This window comes from Mesorhizobium sp. M0119 (genome assembly GCF_040322615.1).
Taxonomy (GTDB): domain Bacteria; phylum Pseudomonadota; class Alphaproteobacteria; order Rhizobiales; family Rhizobiaceae; genus Mesorhizobium.
In genome coordinates this window covers 1-17315 of sequence record NZ_JAMYTU010000003.1, presented here as the reverse complement: position 1 = coordinate 17315, position 17315 = coordinate 1, and the positions used below count along the sequence as shown (strand labels likewise).

Below are 17315 nucleotides of genomic sequence, written 5' to 3'. Positions count from 1 at the left end.
TCAGGCCGGAGCCCCGGTTCCAAATGAACCCTAAGCCTGCTCGGTGCGGACGGCGCGGCGCCGCCGCTCGCCCTTCAAGGTCTCGACGATGCGCACGCGCTTGACGCGGCGCGGATCGGCGTCGAGCACATGGAACTCGAAGCCGGGTATGGCCTGCACCACTTCGCCGCGCGCCGGCACCCGACCAAGCGTGTTGAAGATCATGCCGCCGATCGTGTCGACATATTCGCCGTGCTCGCCGGCGGCGAAATCCTCGCCGATCATCTTGGCGACGTCATCGATCTCGGCCTTGCCGTCGACGATGAAGACGCCTTCGCCGGCCTGGGTAATCATCGGCTCGTCCTCGTCGTGCTCGTCCTCGATGTCGCCGACCACCATCTCGACGATATCCTCGAGCGAGACGAGACCGTCGGTGCCGCCATATTCGTCGATGACCAGCGCCATCTGGGTGCGCGTCGTCTGCATTCGCCCCATCAGGTCGGAGGCGAGCATCGACGGCGGCACGAACAGCACCGGTCGGATCAGGTTGAGATCGCCGATGGTGCGCGCCAGATCGACCTGGGCGAGATCGAGAACCGTCGCGACCGGGGTTTTCCTGGTCGTCCTGCCCTTTCTGACGCGGGCGACCTTGGTGATGTGCGCCAGCACGTCGCGGATATGAACCATGCCGCGCGGGTCGTCGAGCGTCTCCGAATAGACCGGCATGCGGGAGTGGCCAGACTGTTCGAACAGCCCCAGAAGATCGCCGAGCTTCGTCGTGATCTCGACCGCCTCGATGTCGGCGCGCGGCACCATGACGTCCTCGACCCGCACTTCCCGCAGGCGCAGGATGTTGTTGAGCATGGCGCGTTCGCCGGGCGAGAAGGATTCTGCATCGCTCGCCGTTTCGGCGAGCGCACCGGCAATCTCCTCGCGCAGGCTGGTGCCGTTGCGGTGCCTGAAAAGCCCGAGCACGCGATCGAACAGGGAAGGACCGGCAGGCGATGCCTCGCTGGCGAAGCTGCCGGTCGTGGTACTCGGACTCGAGCCCTCTTCCGTCGTTTCGGAAGGCTTGATCGCACTGCCGGCGTCGGAGCGGGCGGCAGTCTCTGGTTTGTCGTTCATCATCGTCCGGTCAATTGGTCTTTTGTAATTACGTGTAGGGATCGGGAATGGCAAGCCTCGCAAGTGCTGCGCGCTCTGTCGCTTCCATCAGTTCCGCTTCGGCATCGGTTTCGTGATCATAGCCGAGCAAATGCAGCAGGCCATGGATGACGAGATGGGAGATATGGTCCTCGACGGGCTTGTCTTCCAGTGCCGCCTCGCGCACGACAGTCTCGGCGGCCAGCACGATGTCGCCGAGCATCTGCGGCAGAGGCCCGCCCCTGGCAAACGGAAAAGCCGGGAAAGACAGGACGTTGGTCGGCTTGTCCTTGCCGCGCCAGCCGGCATTGAGCGTACGGATATGGGCATCGTCGGAAAAGACGATGCTGAGCTCGGAACGGCCGTCTGCACCGGTTTCGGCAAAGGCGGCCGAGACGGCGCGGTCGACAAGCCGCATCAGCACCGCCTCGTCGGGCCAGTCGCCCGCCTCGATCGCCACATCGATTTCGACGGGAAGCGGCCCCCCCGCCTTTTGCTCCTCAGCCATGCGGCCGCATAATCATATCAGCTTTCGACACCCAAGCCCCTAGCCAGCTTGCCGTCACGGTCGTAGGCCTTGACGATCTCGGCGACCAGCGGATGCCTGACGACGTCGCCTTCATTGAAGCGTACGGTCACCATGCCGGTGACGCCGTCGAGGATTCTCAGCGCCTCGACCAGGCCGGACTTGGTGTTTGGCGGCAGATCGATCTGGGTCGGATCGCCGGTGACGATCATGCGCGAGTTCTCGCCGAGCCGGGTCAGGAACATCTTCATCTGCATCGGCGTGGTGTTCTGCGCCTCGTCGAGGATGACGGCAGCGTGCGCCAGCGTACGGCCGCGCATGAATGCCAGCGGCGCAATCTCGATGACCTCGGCGGCAATCGCCCGCTCGACCTTGTCGGCCGGCATCATGTCGTAGAGCGCATCATAGAGCGGCCGCAGATAGGGATCGACCTTCTCCTTCATGTCACCCGGCAGAAAGCCAAGCCGTTCACCGGCCTCGACCGCGGGGCGCGACAGCACGATGCGTTCGACCATGCCGCGTTCGAGCAGCATTGCCGCATGCGCCACCGCCAGATAGGTCTTTCCGGTGCCGGCCGGGCCGATGCCGAAGACGAGTTCCGACCGCTCCAGCGCGCGCATGTAGGCGTCCTGGTTGAGCGAGCGGGCATAGATGGTCTTCTTGCGCGTCGATATCTGGGCGGCGGACACCTTGCCCTTGCGCTCCAGCGTCGGCAGCGTCAGCTGGTCGTCGGTGGCGATCGCCATGCGCACGGCGCCGTCGACATCGGACTGGCCGATATCGGTGCCTTTCTGCAGAATGCCGTAAAGATTGTCCAAGGCGCGGCGTGCCTGCTCGGCGGCCGAGGAAGAGCCCTTGATGGTCAATTGATTGCCGCGCGAGCGGATGTCGACGCCGAGCTTCTGCTCGAGCCTGGCCAGATTCTCGTCGAACTGGCCGTAAAGGGCGCTGGCAAGCTTGTTATTGTCGAAAGTCAGTACGATGTGCGCCATATCCGAGGCCCCGGAGGGTAGATTCTGGGGCAGATTCTTGACTTCAGCAGCGCTCAACCGTCTCTCCTCATCTGCCGAGGCCTTCAGGCCAATTCGGCGAACAGGCTGTTGTAGCCCGTCTTCGTGATTCGCACCTGGATAATGTCACCGATTTCGCCGGCCTTTTCATCAACAATAACCGGCTGCAGCCAGGGCGAGCGGCCAACCTTCTGGCCGGCCTGGCGGCCCGGCTTTTCGATCAGCGTGTCGATAGTCCTGCCGACCAGGCTTGCGCCGAAATCCTGCTGCTGTTTCAGAAGCAGCGCCTGCAGCCGCTGCAGGCGCTCGTCCTTGACGGCCTCCGGCACGTGATCGCTCATCTCCGCGCCCGGCGTGCCGGGGCGCGGAGAATATTTGAACGAGAAGGCCGAGGCATAGTTGACGTCTTCCACCAACTGCATGGTCGCCTCGAAATCCGCTTCCGTCTCACCGGGAAAGCCGACGATAAAATCGCCGGACAGTGCGATGTCGTTCCGTGCGGCACGGATGCGGTCGATCAACGTCAGATAGTCCTTGGCCATATGCCTGCGGTTCATCGCCTTGAGTATGCGGTCGGAGCCGGATTGCACCGGTAAATGTAGATAGGGCATCAGCGCAGGCAAATCACGATGGGCGGCGATCAACTCATCGTCCATGTCGCGCGGATGGCTGGTCGTGTAGCGCAGCCGCGCCAGACCTGGAATCTCTGCCAGCCTGAACAGCAGCCGGCCAAGGCCCCATTCCTCGCCGTTTTCGCCTCTTCCGTGCCAGGCATTGACGTTCTGGCCGAGCAGCGTCACCTCGCGCACGCCGGCATCCGCCAGGCGCTCGGCCTCGGCGACGATCTGTGCCACCGGCCGCGAGACTTCCGAGCCGCGCGTATAGGGCACGACACAGAAGGTGCAGAACTTGTCGCAGCCTTCCTGAACGGTCAAGAACGCCTTCACGCCGCGCCTGATCAGTTCGGCGCGCTTTGGCTGCGGCAGATGCTCGAACTTGTCCTCGATGGCATAGTCGGTTTCGACGATCTTTTCGCCGCCACGCGCCCTCGCCAGCACACCGGGCAGCCGGTGGTAGGTCTGCGGACCGATGACCAGATCGACGGCCGGCGAGCGGCGGATGATCTCGGCGCCCTCGGCCTGCGCCACGCAGCCGGCGACGCCGACCAGCATTTCGCGCCCGGCCTTGGCACGTTCCGCCTTCAACTCACGGATGCGCCCAAGTTCGGAATAGACCTTTTCCGCCGCTTTCTCGCGGATGTGGCAGGTGTTGAGCAGCACCAGATCGGCCTCGCCAATGGCATCGGTCGCGGCATAGCCGTCGGCCGCCAGAGCATCGGTCATGCGCTGCGAATCGTAGACGTTCATCTGGCAGCCATAGGTCTTGACGAAGACCTTCCTGGTCGCGGCAGGCGGAACGACCAGGCCTTCGGCGGCAGCGCCGGTGTCGTCGCGTTCTATCGTGTTCAATTCCATTTCGCGGCTTCTAGCGCCTTTCCCTGACAAAAAACAGACGAATCTGGCCGAAACCCGCGCAGCCTACCGGCTTGGGCGCGGTTCGGCGAGCGCCGCCTGCACCATCTCGCGCACCTGGCGTTCCATCTGCTTTGCCGTCTCCTTGCGGCTGGAGCCCTTGGAGAAAGCGATCGCCTCGCCAAAATGCACCTCGACGTCGAGGGCGCCCTCGGCCATCAGCACCTTGAGGTGCGGCATCAGCTCCTCATCGCCGATCCAGGCGGCTACCGGCCGATGCCGGCGGCCGAGCGGCACGCCATGCAGGCGCGTATAGACGATGGCCACCGGCTGGATGAAGACCTGTTCGGCCGCCCCTTCCGCAATCGCCATTGTAGCGGCGCCGAACAGCGTGCTCTTGAACGGCAGGATCATGTTGCCGTCGCCGGTCGAGCCTTCGGCGAACAGCACCATGGCGTCGCCCTTGGCCATGCGGCCGGCGATCTCGCTCGCCTGGTCGCCCGACGAACGTTTGCGCTCACGTTCGATGAAGACGGTGCGCTGGAGCTTCGACAGCATGCCGATCAGCGGCCAGCCGGCCATGTCGGCCCTGGCGATGAACGTCACGTCGACCATCGACCCCAGCACCATGATGTCGGTCCAGGAGATGTGGTTGGCAGCAATCAGCAATGGGCGCTGGCCGGACAGCGCTCCCTTGACATGGATGCGCAGCCCCAGCGCCCTGACGATCATCCTGTGCCAGATCTTCAGGATGAAGGTCTCGCGCCAGAGTCCGGTCTTCATCGACAGGATCTGCAGCGGCACAAGCACCAATGAGCCGACAACAACCAGCCCCAGCGCCAGGAAAATCCTGATTTTTCCGATCATTCGTACCACCCCGGCGTTTGGCTAGCGAAGATCGCGGCGCATGACAAGCGCGCCGGTCGGGCCGTGCTCCGGCGACTTGTAATAGTTGGCGCGCTTGCCGACCTCGCGGAAGCCGAGCCGCCGATAGAGCGCGATCGCGGCGACATTGGTCTCGTCGACCTCGAGGAAAAGTGCATCGGCGCGCTGTGCGTGCAGTTCACGCAGCACCGCATCCATCAATTGCCAGCCGAGCCCCCGCCGCCGATGCGAGCGTGCCACCGCGACCGTCAGGACCTCCCCCTCGCCGGCCGCGAGCCGCGCCAGCACGAAGCCGACCGGCGGCTTGGCGCCCTGTCCGGTCTCGCGCGCGGCATAGCCGAACACGGTGTCCTGCTCCAGCAGCGCGGCGAATTCGTCGTCGGTCCACGGCCGCGCGAAATCCTCGCGATGCAGCACCGACATGGCCGCGCTGTCGGCAATCGTCAGCGGCTCGAGCGCATAGTCCCTGCGGCGCGGCTGGAGGAACGGAATGCGCATCAGTTTTTTTGCCTTGATAGAATAAAGCCGGCCTGCGGCTTGGCGTCCGCGCCGCGCAAATACAACGGCTTCGGCTTTTCACCATCGTCCTTGGCAGTCGCTAGCCGGGCATAGACGGCGATGTCGGCAGTGGCTCCTATCGGGCCGGTGTCAAAAACGCGCCCGACCGAGGCGGCAATTTGCGACGTCGCGGTGCCGGCGAGAACCGGAGATCTGTCGACCGCCATTGCGGCGGCCTGCGAAAGCGTAGTCACCGAGGGACCGTAAATCAAAACGGATGCTTCATCGTAAAGTGCCGCATGGATTTCCTCGCGCCCTGCATCGAGCGCGGCGAGAACGGCGCGGCCGGGAAACGTTATTCTCGCTTGCGCCGCCAGTGCTTCCAGAGTCGTCACGCCGATCGCCGGGATTTTCAGCGCCAGCGCAAGGCCGCGCGCCGCCGAGACGCCGACGCGCAGACCGGTGAAGGAGCCCGGACCGGTGGAAACGGCAATGGCGCCGAGGCCGGTAAATTCCGTTCCGGCCGCCTTCAACGCCCCTTCGATGACACCCATCAGATGCTCGGCATGACCCTTGCCGAGATCGAGCACCGAACGGCCGAGTTCTTTCCCGGCCGCCGCGTCGTAGACGCAGGCGGCGCAGAGATTGGCGGCACAGTCGATGGCAAGCAACTTCATGAAGCGGCCGGTTGAGACAGTTTCGAAAACAGCTTCCCTCTGCCCGCCAGGGCTGATCCCCGCAAGGGAATAATGGATAAATCGCCAGGCGACTTCGGTTCGGCGCGGGTCCAAGAATGTAAGTTTCGACGCACACAATCGCCACAATAAGTATCGGGACTAGCCGACCTGCTCGATACGCAGCACGTGATTGTCCCAGACATAGTCCGGCTCGGAACGGATCGAGCCACCGGCCTCGACGATTTCGCCGGCGCCGGTCGTCGCCATGAAGCTTTCCCCATCGGGCGCCACGCCGCAGACCTCGACCAGCGCCTTGCTGGCGACGATGCGGCCGCTGGCCGCGTCGATCACGGCAAGCGAATTGCCCTCAGGCGAAGACACGGCGATGGTGCCGGCGGCAGGGTTGGCGGCGACCGAGCCGATATAGTTCCTGAAGGCCGAGAGCACGTCCTGCGACATGTCGAGCAATTGCAAGTCCTTGCCACGCGCCGCGCGGCCGACCAGCGGGGGGCAATCGGTGCCCGGCCCCCTGTACTGACAGCCGAACCAGACGGTGCCGGACCGGTCGGCATCCATATGGCGGATCGACAGTTGATGCAGCGCCGGCGGCAATTCGTGCTTTTCGGTGAGATCGCCGGTAAGGCGGTCGACCAGAACATAGGAAGGCTTCATCGTTGCGATATTGAGCTCGGCGCGGCCATAATCCGGATGCGTCTCGATGCCGCCATTGGCCACAGCAATCGTCCTGCCGTCGGAAAGCAGCAAAAGCTCGTGTGGGCCCATGCCGTAGGTCGGGAACTCGCCAATGCGCTTGAATTTCGCATGCGCGTCATAGATGCCGACGACGCCGGCGGCATTGTTGAAATCGTTCTCGGTTGCGTAGAGCAGCGCGCCATCGGCCGAGAACACGCCATGGCCGAAGAAATGCCGGCCGGCAACGCTGGCAATGGTGTGCGGTTCATCGCGGCCGGTATGGTCGAAGACGACAGCAAAGGTGCCCGGCTGCCTGGCAAACACCACCGAACGCTTAGACACCGGGTCGAAGGTAACGTCGTGGCCCCGATCGGGCAGATCGATCGTGTGCAACAACTTGCCGGCCTCGGATAGGACGGCCGCGCCATAGCCGCCGTCGCGCTTGACGAAAGCGGTGGCGAAGACCGCGTCGGCGTCGAGTGTCTTTGCCCAGGCCGACGGCGCCATCGCCGCCACCAAACCAGCGCCTGCGGCCCTCAGGAAATCGCGCCGATCGATCAGCGGCGTCCTCATGATCAGTCGCCATCCAGTGACGAGAACCCGGCGGTTAGGCCGAATTCGGCGGTCAGCCTGGTGCCGATCAGGGTCGTCAGGCTGGATGTCACCAGCGAGAAATAGTCGAGCTTGCGGCGCAGCGCCGGATCGGCAAGTGCCTTGTCGATCGAACCCCTGATCGCCTTGGCCGCCTCAATCCCGTTGGTGAGCTGGATGTGGACCGATTCCGCCATCCAGCGCGCCTCGGGCGGCAGCGCGTCGCCAAGCTGCGAGGCCTGGAACAGCGCGTCCATCCCAGCCAGATTCCCGGTCAGCGAGCGGGCGGTGTTTTGCGAGCGCCAATAGATCGCCTGTTTCGGTTTGTCGGCCTCCGGCTTGGCGCCCAGGAAGCCCTTCAGACGTACGTCGCGGACCATTTCCAACTCGTTGATGAAGACGCCGACCAGTTCGGTCACCGCTTCGGTGCCATTGTGGTAGAGCGCGTTCTGCGGACCCGCATTGGCCCAGAGCGCGGCAAAGCCGTCGGGCTTGTTCCAGGCATCGCCGACCTCGCCGGCGATCGTCTCGACATTGCCGGCAATGGCCGCACCGTAGGCGCAGCGATAGGCGTCGTCCTTGCCCGCCAATCGACCGGCGCCGTCGCCGTAGAGCACGAATTCCAGTGCGCCGAGCCCTTGCATAGCGACGCTCTTTGTCGCCAGCTGGGCCGGATCGGCGGCTGTCGGATCCTTGCCGGCAAGTGCTGCCTGCACCTGCTTCAGGCCGATGCTCTTGCGGTCCGGCCAAAACAGCATGCGCTCGAGCCGGTTGTTTTCCGCGATCGGCCCGAAACGGATGATTTCCACCACCGACCAGGCATCCACGACACCCGAGAATTCGGCGCGTGCCGTATCGAGATTGTCTTGCGAGGGCGCCTGGCAAAGTGCGTGCATTGCCTCGGTCAAGCTGTCCGCATGGTCATGCAGCTTGGCATAGGCCGGGCGGACGAAGCCGTCGATCGCCCGCTGGATCACATCCGAAGCCTTCACCGCCGCGGATGTCGGCAGCGCACCGGCGAGGACCAGCATCAGAGCGAATGCAAGACGCTTCCGCATCAAAGCGACTCCAGAAACTTGATCAGCGCGGCGCGGTCGGCCGCATCGGCAGCGGCGAAGCGGCCACGCGCCTTCTGGCCCTCGCCGCCATGCCACAGGATTGCCTCGGCCAGGCTGCGCGCGCGCCCGTCATGCAGGAAGAAGGTGTTGCCGCTGACGGTCTGGGTGAGCCCGATGCCCCACAGCGGCGGCGTGCGCCATTCGCTTCCGGTGGCCTCGCCCACCGCCTGTCCGTCGGCAAGGGCGGGTCCCATGTCATGCAGCAGGAAATCGGAATACGGCCAGATCAGCTGGAAGGCCTGCGCCTTGTTCGGGGTGCCGCGACGGGTGACGAATTTCGGCGTATGGCAGGAGATGCAGCCCATATCGTAGAACAGTTTTTTGCCGGCGAGCACGTCCGGTCTGTCGAGGTCGCGCCGGGCGGGCACGGCAAGATTTTGCGAATAGAAGGTCACGAGGTCCATGACCGGCGGCGGCGCTTCGACCGGACCGAGACGCTCCTGCACACCGTTGGGTAGGGCAAGGCAGGTCTTTTCCGCGGCGCTGCAATCGCCCCAGTGCTTCGGCACCTCAGGCGTCGAAATGCCGATATCGCCGGCAAAAGCGTCCGCCGATTGCTGGCGGATCGATGCCGCCTGCGCCTTCCAGCCGAAACGGCCGAGCGTCAGTTCACCGCTGCTGCCGTCGCGAATTATATTGGGCCTGCCGGAAATCCCGTCACCATCGCGGTCGGCCGGATCGGCGCGCGCAAGGATGTCGGCAGGAGCGATCTGCTCGACCAGGCCAAGGCCGATCATCGGCGGCGTCATGCGCGGCGACAGCGTGGTGCGTGGATCGAGCGATCCGTAGGCGAGACCCTCGACCGAATAGCTCGGCTTGCGCAGCGACACCGTGCTGCCGTCCGCCAGTTTTACTTTTTGCTCCTGATAATCGACATGCATCCTGCCTTCGCCCTGCAAGCCGGGAACGGCTAGCTCCTGAAGTTGCGTGCCATAGACCGGGTCGGGGAAGTTGAGCACCTTGTGATCGGCGAGCGCGGCTTTCTCCTCATCGGTACTGGCTTCCCTTGCCAGGCGCAGGAACATCGAGGTGGTGCCGCTGTCGCCTTCGGGCGGATGGCCGCGGCCGTCCTTCAGATGACAGTTCTGGCAGGCGCGCTCGTTGAACAGCGGACCGAGCCCATCCGAGGCCTGCGTCGAGGATGGCGACGACACCCAGTTCTTGCGGAAAATGGCGTTGCCGAGCTTGAAGGTGCCCTCTTCCTCGAAGCTGATGTTGGCGGAGGATTGCGAGAAGGCGTCCTTGTTGACGTCCTTCTTCGAGGTGCCGGCGCCGCCCTGCATCAGCTCGAATTGCTCGGGCTTGGAGAAATCGATGGTCGGCTTGGTGATGGCGATGACGCGCGCCAGATCCTTCGGCGTCAGATCGGTGCGACTGGTGGCAAGCCCCGCCGGTTGCGGCGCTCCGGCCAGCGCCGAGGCTGTGAGCGTCGCCATCACTGCAAGAAAAGCGCCGCGAAGGATACCGTATCGCGGCTTCTTCTGTGGCGGCAGGCCGCAATGCTCGGCCGGCCGCAAGCGGCGCATGAAATCTAGGGGGCGCCGCATTCCCGCATATCCTTATTCCGCCTCGTCGGCCGATGCCGCGTTGAGCTGGCCGTACTTTTCTTCGCCGATCGAGGCCAGCAGGTCGAGTTGCGTCTCGAGGAAGTCGATGTGACCTTCCTCGTCAGCCAGCAATTCCTCGAACAGCTTCATCGTCACGTAGTCGCCTGCCTCGTTGCAAACCTCGCGCGAACGCTTGTAGGCGGTGCGCGCGTCATATTCGCCGGCAAGATCGGATTCGAGCACTTCCTTGACATTCTGACCGATACGCAGCGGCGCGACGGACTGCAGGTTCGGATGGCCCTCGAGGAAGATGATGCGCGCCACGAGCCGGTCGGCATGGTGCATTTCCTCGATCGATTCAGCGCGTTCCTTCTTCGCCAGCTTGGCGTATCCCCAGTCTTCCAGCAGCCGGAAATGCACCCAGTATTGATTGACCGCCCCAAGTTCCAGAAACAGAGCCTCGTTAAGCCGCTCTATGATCTGCTGTTCGCCTTTCATGGGTTCTGCTCCCGTATTGGACGCGCAGGCCTCTGACGCGATCCAGGTGTGAAACGATGTCCACGCCGCTCGCCGCCGAGCGGGCGTGGTAATTTTCGGTGACCCGAATGATCGTTTCGACCACATTTGGGAAGCAGCCGCAACAGCGACCGCGCTTGTGCATGGCATGATAGACCTTCGCCGGCACGATCAGCTGCCAGGGGTCCTCATCCAGCAGTCCGATGATCGTCTGCTCTATCTCCTTTTCGGTGATGATGTTGCAATGGCAGATCAGCATTTGTCGCTCTGGCTGACGGCGCTCATTGCGCCGCGTGGCTGGTGGTTTCGAAGTTTACTGGAACACTTTGTCCGGTGAGTCGAGGCTGTCCGAGCCCTCGAAGGCGATCGCATTGAGCTTCAGGGTACCGACGGCGCGTTCGATCGATTTGGTCTGATTGACCAGCGCGTCGATCGCCGCCTGCACGGTGGCATTGCCTTCCGTGTTGCCTTCTCCGATCTGCTGGTCATAGGCCTCGCCGGCAAGCGCCCGCGCCTTGATGGCCTCCATCTTGGCGATGGTGACATCCAGCTTAGCCGACAATTCCTTGTCGATCGCCGGATCGGCTTGCCTGACCATGTCGGCCACCGACGGCCCCTCGACGACCGTGCCGTCAAGCCGCGTGTAGCTGCCGTGATAGGCGGCACGGATGCCGATCGCGTCATAAAGATGGGAGTTGTAGGTGTTGTCGGAGAAGCAATCGTGCTCCTCTTCCGGATCGTGCAGCAAGAGGCCGAGCTTCATCCGCTCGCCGGCGAGCTCGCCATAGGACAGCGACCCCATGCCGGTGAAGATGATCGAAATGGCGGCGTTCGGCTCGCCATCGACAAGGTTCTTGCGGGCGGCGCCGCCTTCCTTCCAGTCGTCGACCATATCCTTTAGATCGGAAACCAGAAGGTCGCTCGCCGATTTCAGGTACTGCGCCCGGCGGTCGCAATTGCCGCCGGTGCAATTGGTGAGGTCGTAATCGGTGTAGGGCCGCCCGCCGGCGCCCGGACCGGTGCCGTGCAGGTCTTGCCCCCAAAGCAGGAATTCGATGGCGTGATAGCCGGTCGCCACATTGGCCTCGATGCCGCCCGCCTCCTGCAGTGTGCCGGAGAGGAACTCCGGCGTCAGGTTGGTGGCGTCGACCTTCTTGCCGTTGATCTCGATCGACTTGTTGGCGATCACATTGGCGGTGTAGAGCGCGTTGGCGTCCGACTCGGTGCCGTAGCTCTTGGCGACATAGTCGATCAAGCCCTCGTCGAGCGGCCAGGAGTTCACCTTGCCTTCCCAGTCGTCGACGATGGCATTACCGAAGCGATAGACCTCGGTCTGCTGATAGGGAACACGCGATGCCTTCCAGGCCTCGCGGGCGGCGTTCAGCGTTTCGGCAGATGGCTTGGCGAGCAGTGCATCGACAGCCTTGTCGAGCGCCTCGGCCGTGATCAGCGAATCCTCGTATTTGGCAAGCGCGATGTCGGAATAGGTCTTGACGACCGCCTTGGCATCGGTTTGCGCCTTGGCCGGCAGCACGAACACCGCCGCCGTCAGCATCGCGGTGGCGCCGATCGCCGCAAGCCTGCCGCCATACCGCGCGGTCATCATCGTTCTCATGATTGTCTCTCCTCGGGAATCAATGAAATGCCGGCGCCGCGGCGGGCAGCTGCCAGCGGGCAAAGAAGGTCGCGCCATCGCGCGGTTCGCGGAAGAAAGACACCGAAATGCCTCCAATCGAAAGGGTTCAAGGCCCAGACATCAAAGGGATGCGCTGACGCGCGAGCTTCCATAAAACGGCGAAGACGCCGGATGTCAACTGGGGGCGCAGAAAAAATTCAATTGAAACAACAGTTTAGAATTATTCTAAACTAGAACTGTCAACTTTAACATCGATGTATAGGGAATGCCGGCGCATGACGCAGTTGACAGGCGGCCGTTCCGGGTGCGACCCGGATCGGCGCTCTTGCGGCGGCGCCGGACAATCGCCACCTGGCGGGACGTCCTAGATTTGGATGAGGAATCGGGCTGTTATGAAGAACGGGGTCGTCATTGTCGGTGCGGGTCATGCGGGCGTGCAAGCGGCCGCCAGCCTGCGCGAAGAGGGCTATGACGCCCCGGTGATCCTGGTCGGCGACGAAAACGAATTGCCCTACCACAAGCCGCCGCTGTCGAAGACCTTCATCAAGGATCAGCAAGCAAAGCCGCAGCCGTTGCGCGGCGAGGCTTTTTATACCGGCAGCGCCATAGACTACCGGCCAGGCCTCCGGGTCGAGCGCATCGACGCGGGCGGCCGCCGGCTGGAGATATCGGGCGGCGGTGTGTTGCCGTTCGAGCGGCTGATCCTCGCCACCGGCGCGCGGCCGCGCCTGCTGCCGCTGCCGGGTTCGGAGCTTTCCGGCGTTATGTCGCTGCGCTCGCTCGGCGATGCCCGCCTGATCCGCGAATTGAGCGCGCAAAGCGAGGACGTCGTCATCCTCGGCGGCGGCTTCATCGGCCTGGAGATTGCCGCAACGCTCACCGCGGCAGGCCGCAGGGTTACGGTGGTCGAGGCGGTCGACCGGCTGCTCGGCCGCGCCGTGGCACCGGTCATCGCCGGCCATGTGCGCCAACGGCTGGAAGCCACCGGTGTGCGCGTCCTCACCGGCATCACCGTCGAACTGCTGGAGGGCGAGAACGGCCGTGTTTCGGCTGCAATCACCTCATCCGGCGAAAGATTGCCGGCGCAGATGGTCGTCATCGGCATCGGCGTCGTGCCCAATGTCGAATTGGCCGAAGCCGCCGGCATTGCCATCGCCAACGGCATCCGCGTCGACCAGCAGATGCGCACGTCAGTGCCGGAAATCCTCGCTATCGGCGACGCCGCCTCCTACCGGCACTGGTTCACCGGCGGCGACGTGCGGCTGGAATCGGTACAGAACGCCACTGACCAGGCGCGGCTCGCCGCGCGCACCATCGTCGGCCACGCCGACAATTACTCGGCAGTGCCGTGGTTCTGGTCCGATATCGGCGACATGAAGCTGCAGATGGTCGGCCTGATTGCGGGCGGCGACAGCCATGTCGTACTGGGCGACGTGGCCGAGAACAAATTCTCCATCTACCACTATGCCGGAAGCCGGCTGCTCGGCATCGAATCGGTCAACCGGCCGGGCGACCATATGCTTGGCCGCAAGATGCTCGGTGCCGGTTTTTCGCCGTCGCCTCAGATTGTCGCGACCGGGCCCGACGGGCTGAAGGCGGCGCTCGCCGCCTTCCAGCAGGCAGAGCCTGCAAGAGCGGCGGGATAGCTCTAGGCGGCGCGGACCTCTCGGATCGAACTTTCCAGGATGTCGAGCGCCTCGTTCATGACGCCATCCTGGATGGTGATCGGCGCGAGGAAGCGGATGACGTTGCCGTAGACGCCGCAGGTGAGCAGGATCAGGCCCTTGTCGAGCGCCTTCAGCCGGACCGCATTGGCGAGTTCCGGCGACGGCAAGCCCTTCTTAACATCGTTGAACTCGACCGCGTTCATGAAGCCGGGGCCTCTGATATCGACGATCTCCGGCGCTTCGTCGCGGATCGATTGCAGGCGCTGCTTCAGACGGTTGCCCAGCGTGTTGGCGCGGTCGCAGAGCTTCTCTTCGTCGATGACGTCAAGCACGGCATGCGCCGCGGCAACGCCGATCGGGCTGCCGCCATAGGTGCCGCCGAGCCCGCCGGGGTTCGGCGCATCCATGATCTCGGCACGCCCGGTGACCGCCGCCAGCGGGAAGCCGCCGGCCAGGCTCTTGGCCATGGTGGTGATGTCGGCTGCCACCTCATGGTGGTCCATGGCGAACATCTTGCCGGTGCGGGCAAAGCCGGTCTGCACCTCGTCGGCGATCAGCAGCATGCCGTGCTGGTCGCAGATCTTGCGCAATGCGGTCACGAAGTCGCGTGGCGCCTCGTAGAAGCCGCCCTCGCCCTGCACCGGCTCGACGATGATCGCGGCGACGCGGGCCGGATCGACGTCGGCCTTGAACAGCCGGTCGAGCGCAGCCAGCGAATCGGCGACCGACACGCCGTGCAGCGCCACCGGGAACGGCGCATGGAAGACATCCGCCGGCATGGCGCCGAAGCCGACCTTGTAGGGCACGACCTTACCGGTCAGCGCCATGCCCATGAAGGTGCGGCCGTGAAAGCCGCCGGAAAAAGCGATGGCCGCCGGCCGGCCGGTGGCGCTGCGGGCAATCTTGATGGCATTCTCCACCGCCTCGGCGCCGGTGGTGACGAAGATCGTCTTCTTGTCGAATTTGCCGGGCAGCATGCCGTTTAGACGTTCGGCCAGCCTGATATAACTCTCATAGGGCACGACCTGGTAGCAGGTGTGGGTGAAGCGGTCGAGCTGCGCCTTGACCGCTTCGATCACCTTCGGATGACGGTGGCCGGTGTTGACGACGGCGATGCCGGACGAGAAATCGATGTAGCGGCGGCCTTCCACATCCCAGATCTCCGAGTTTTCGGCGCGATCGGCATAGATCTGCGTGGTCATGCCGACGCCGCGCGAAATCGACTGGCTCTTGCGTTCGGAAATGGCTGAATTTGTCATCGTATCCCTCACCGGGCCGGCGCCCGCTCTCGTTTGATGGCTGTTGAGACTCTTCTGACCTTATTTCAGGTTTTCCTCAAGTTGGCACTGGCGGCGGGTGATTGGGCCTGTGGCCGATGCGTTAACTGGCCAGCTTACCCAACCGCCTATACGCGTACGGGAAGAGGTTTCCTTTTTGCGGAGATCAATTATCCTCGCCATTGTCCGCGCCGCCTTGCTACAGGAGGCGGTCCGCGCGGTTGAGGGAGCTATGAGCAGGAACGCGACATCGTCCGCCTCGCCGCAATCGGTTAAAGCCCCTAGCCATTTGTCTTTTCCTGCCTCCACAATTCTAGCCTGCGCAATGGCAATGCTGCCTTTGCTTTTGGCCGGTTGCCAGAAGCAGGAGGCCGCCGCGAAGAAACTGCCAGTCATGGTCCTCACCGAGACCGTGGCGATCGCCAACTATGCGCCAAGGACTTCGCTCACCGGTGTGATCGCGGCGCGCACGCTAAACAATCTTTCGTTCCGGGTCGGCGGCCGCGTCGCCGAACGGCTTGTCGACGTCGGGCAGCATGTCGATCAAGGCACCGTGCTCGCCCGCATCGATCCGCAGGAACAGCAATTCGACCTGCGCTCGGCGCAGGCCGATCTCGACGCCGCGCAGGCGCAATTGACCCAGGCCGCCGCCGCCTTCGAACGGCAAAAGACACTGCTTGCCCAGGGCTACACCACGAGGCGCGACTATGATGCGGCCGAACAGGCGTCGAAGGTGGCGCGAGGCAGCGTCGATGCCGCTCAAAGCGCGCTCGCCAATGCAAAAGAGGACCTTTCCTTCACCGAACTCAAGGCGGGTGCGGCAGGCGTGATCACAGTGCGCCAGGTCGAAGCCGGGCAGGTGGTGCAGGCGGCGCAGACCGTCTTCACCCTTGCCGAGGACGGCGACCGCGATGCGGTCTTCAACGTAGAGGAAACGATGGTAGCAAAGACGCCGGCAGCACCCGCGGTGACAATCACGCTGTTGTCGGATCCGCAGATCAAGGCGATGGGCAAGGTGCGTGAAATCTCGCCGGCGGTCGATCCGACTTCAGGCTCGATCCGGGTCAAGGTCGCCATTCCCGACACGCCCGCGGGCATGCCGCTCGGCGCGGCCGTCATCGGGTCGGTCAGCGCCCAGCCGTCGAAGGCCGTCATCGTGCCGTGGCAGGCATTGACCTCGAGCGCGGGCAAGCCGGCCGTCTGGGTCGTCGATCAAGCGACCAAAGCGGTGGCAGCGAGACAGGTGGAGGTGCTGGCCTTCGGATCCGGCTCGGTCATCATCGACAAGGGGCTCGAGGCAGGCCAAACCGTCGTCACCGCCGGCGGCCAGTTGCTCAGCCTCGGCCAGACCGTCGAGATAGCGGGAGCGGAGCAATGAACCGGCTCCTGCGCAGCCCTGCCCCGCTTGTTCCTGCCCTGTTTGGGCTCGTGCTCGGCGCCTGCTCGCAATCGGAAGAGAAGCCGCCCGAGATCATTCGGCCTGTGCTGTCGGTGGTGGTCGAGCCCCGCACAGTAGAGACCTTCGGATTCGCCGGATCTGTCGAACCGCAGTTCAGCGCCGACCTTGCCTTCCGCCTGCTTGGCCGGGTCGTCGTCCGCGATGTCAAGGTCGGCGATATCGTCACCAGGGGCACGACTATCGCGGCGCTCGATCCGACGGCGCTGGAGCTTGCCGTGCAGGCGGCGAAGGCAGAACTCTCCAACGCGCAGGCGCAATTTGCCAATGTCGCCGCCAGCGAGGAGCGCCAGCGCCAGTTGCTTGTCGCCGCTAACACCTCGCAGGCCGTCTTCGACGCCGCGCGGCAAGCCAGGCAGGCCGCCGCGGCCGGTGTCGAGCGGGCCAATGCGGCGCTGGCCAAATCGCAGGAACAGCTTGGCTATACCAGGTTGTTCTCGGACTTCGATGGCGTGGTCACCGCCGTCGGCGCCGAGGTCGGCCAGACGGTCTCGCCCGGCCAGACCGTCGTCACGGTGGCGCGCTCTGACCCGCGTGAAGCAGTCGTCGACATTCCCGACCAGTTGACCGGCGATCTCGCCTTCGGCACCCCCTTCCAGATCATCCTGCAATCGCTGCCGACGA

General features: G+C 64.0%; 18 protein-coding genes. 3 read left to right on the top strand and 15 right to left on the bottom strand.

Annotation, left to right across the window (positions count from 1 at the left end):
* Positions 1-30 precede the first annotated feature (30 nt).
* The 13 genes from NKJ40_RS03755 to NKJ40_RS03695 all read right to left on the bottom strand — a co-directional run bounded on the left by NKJ40_RS03755 (position 31) and on the right by NKJ40_RS03695 (position 12258).
* Positions 31-1104 (bottom strand): hemolysin family protein, encoded by a 1074-nt coding sequence (locus NKJ40_RS03755; protein ID WP_254816261.1) that lies wholly within the window; start codon positions 1102-1104, stop codon positions 31-33.
* A gap of 28 nt (positions 1105-1132) precedes the next feature.
* Positions 1133-1630, bottom strand: coding sequence for an rRNA maturation RNase YbeY (ybeY, locus tag NKJ40_RS03750; RefSeq protein WP_352464823.1), 498 nt, complete (start codon positions 1628-1630; stop codon positions 1133-1135).
* A 17-nt stretch (positions 1631-1647) separates the two neighbouring features.
* Positions 1648-2640 (bottom strand): PhoH family protein, encoded by a 993-nt coding sequence (locus NKJ40_RS03745; RefSeq protein WP_352464821.1) that lies wholly within the window; start codon positions 2638-2640, stop codon positions 1648-1650.
* Between the two features lie 83 nt (positions 2641-2723).
* The gene (gene miaB, locus NKJ40_RS03740) at positions 2724-4133 is read right to left on the bottom strand and encodes a tRNA (N6-isopentenyl adenosine(37)-C2)-methylthiotransferase MiaB (protein WP_352464819.1); all 1410 of its coding nucleotides are present in this window, start codon (positions 4131-4133) and stop codon (positions 2724-2726) included.
* Positions 4134-4196: 63 nt separating this feature from the next.
* Positions 4197-4997, bottom strand: a complete 801-nt coding sequence (olsA, locus tag NKJ40_RS03735) for a lyso-ornithine lipid O-acyltransferase (protein WP_292653986.1) — start codon at positions 4995-4997, stop codon at positions 4197-4199.
* Between the two features lie 21 nt (positions 4998-5018).
* A complete protein-coding gene (gene rimI / locus NKJ40_RS03730) occupies positions 5019-5513 on the bottom strand; it encodes a ribosomal protein S18-alanine N-acetyltransferase (RefSeq protein ID WP_352464817.1) in 495 nt (164 codons plus the stop codon).
* Positions 5513-6190, bottom strand: a complete 678-nt coding sequence (gene tsaB / locus NKJ40_RS03725) for a tRNA (adenosine(37)-N6)-threonylcarbamoyltransferase complex dimerization subunit type 1 TsaB (RefSeq protein ID WP_352464815.1) — start codon at positions 6188-6190, stop codon at positions 5513-5515. The genes rimI and tsaB overlap by 1 nt, the downstream gene beginning before the upstream one ends.
* Positions 6191-6349: 159 nt before the next feature.
* The gene (locus tag NKJ40_RS03720) at positions 6350-7456 is read right to left on the bottom strand and encodes a DUF1513 domain-containing protein (protein ID WP_352464814.1); all 1107 of its coding nucleotides are present in this window, start codon (positions 7454-7456) and stop codon (positions 6350-6352) included.
* A gap of 2 nt (positions 7457-7458) precedes the next feature.
* Positions 7459-8532 carry an imelysin family protein gene (locus tag NKJ40_RS03715; RefSeq protein WP_352464812.1) on the bottom strand — a complete coding sequence of 358 codons (1074 nt, stop codon included), beginning with the start codon at positions 8530-8532 and terminating at the stop codon, positions 7459-7461.
* Positions 8532-10028, bottom strand: a complete 1497-nt coding sequence (locus NKJ40_RS03710) for a di-heme oxidoreductase family protein (RefSeq protein ID WP_502903688.1) — start codon at positions 10026-10028, stop codon at positions 8532-8534. The genes NKJ40_RS03715 and NKJ40_RS03710 overlap by 1 nt, the downstream gene beginning before the upstream one ends.
* Positions 10029-10151: 123 nt before the next feature.
* Positions 10152-10637: a bacterioferritin gene (bfr, locus tag NKJ40_RS03705; RefSeq protein WP_023676883.1), complete on the bottom strand. Its 486-nt coding sequence runs from the start codon at positions 10635-10637 to the stop codon at positions 10152-10154.
* Positions 10603-10914: a (2Fe-2S)-binding protein gene (locus NKJ40_RS03700; RefSeq protein WP_352464808.1), complete on the bottom strand. Its 312-nt coding sequence runs from the start codon at positions 10912-10914 to the stop codon at positions 10603-10605. Before NKJ40_RS03700 ends, bfr begins: the two co-directional genes overlap by 35 nt.
* 54 nt (positions 10915-10968) lie before the next feature.
* A complete protein-coding gene (locus NKJ40_RS03695) occupies positions 10969-12258 on the bottom strand; it encodes an imelysin family protein (RefSeq protein ID WP_352465087.1) in 1290 nt (429 codons plus the stop codon).
* Positions 12259-12683: 425 nt separating this feature from the next.
* On the opposite strand from NKJ40_RS03695, the gene NKJ40_RS03690 reads away from it, so the two are divergent.
* Positions 12684-13937, top strand: a complete 1254-nt coding sequence (locus tag NKJ40_RS03690; protein WP_352464807.1) for an NAD(P)/FAD-dependent oxidoreductase — start codon at positions 12684-12686, stop codon at positions 13935-13937.
* A 2-nt stretch (positions 13938-13939) separates the two neighbouring features.
* On the opposite strand, the gene NKJ40_RS03685 is transcribed toward NKJ40_RS03690, so the two are convergent.
* Positions 13940-15217, bottom strand: coding sequence for a 4-aminobutyrate--2-oxoglutarate transaminase (locus NKJ40_RS03685; RefSeq protein ID WP_352464805.1), 1278 nt, complete (start codon positions 15215-15217; stop codon positions 13940-13942).
* Between the two features lie 60 nt (positions 15218-15277).
* On the bottom strand, positions 15278-15631 hold the full coding sequence (locus tag NKJ40_RS03680; RefSeq protein ID WP_352464804.1) for a hypothetical protein: 354 nt from the start codon (positions 15629-15631) through the stop codon (positions 15278-15280).
* Between NKJ40_RS03680 and NKJ40_RS03675 the strand changes: the two genes are divergently transcribed.
* Both NKJ40_RS03675 and NKJ40_RS03670 read left to right on the top strand, forming a co-directional pair.
* Positions 15630-16613, top strand: coding sequence for an efflux RND transporter periplasmic adaptor subunit (locus NKJ40_RS03675; RefSeq protein ID WP_352464802.1), 984 nt, complete (start codon positions 15630-15632; stop codon positions 16611-16613). The genes NKJ40_RS03680 and NKJ40_RS03675 overlap by 2 nt on opposite strands.
* Positions 16610-17315, top strand: a 706-nt coding sequence (locus NKJ40_RS03670) for an efflux RND transporter periplasmic adaptor subunit (RefSeq protein WP_352464800.1), incomplete at its 3' end; no start/stop codon positions are given. The genes NKJ40_RS03675 and NKJ40_RS03670, both read left to right, overlap by 4 nt.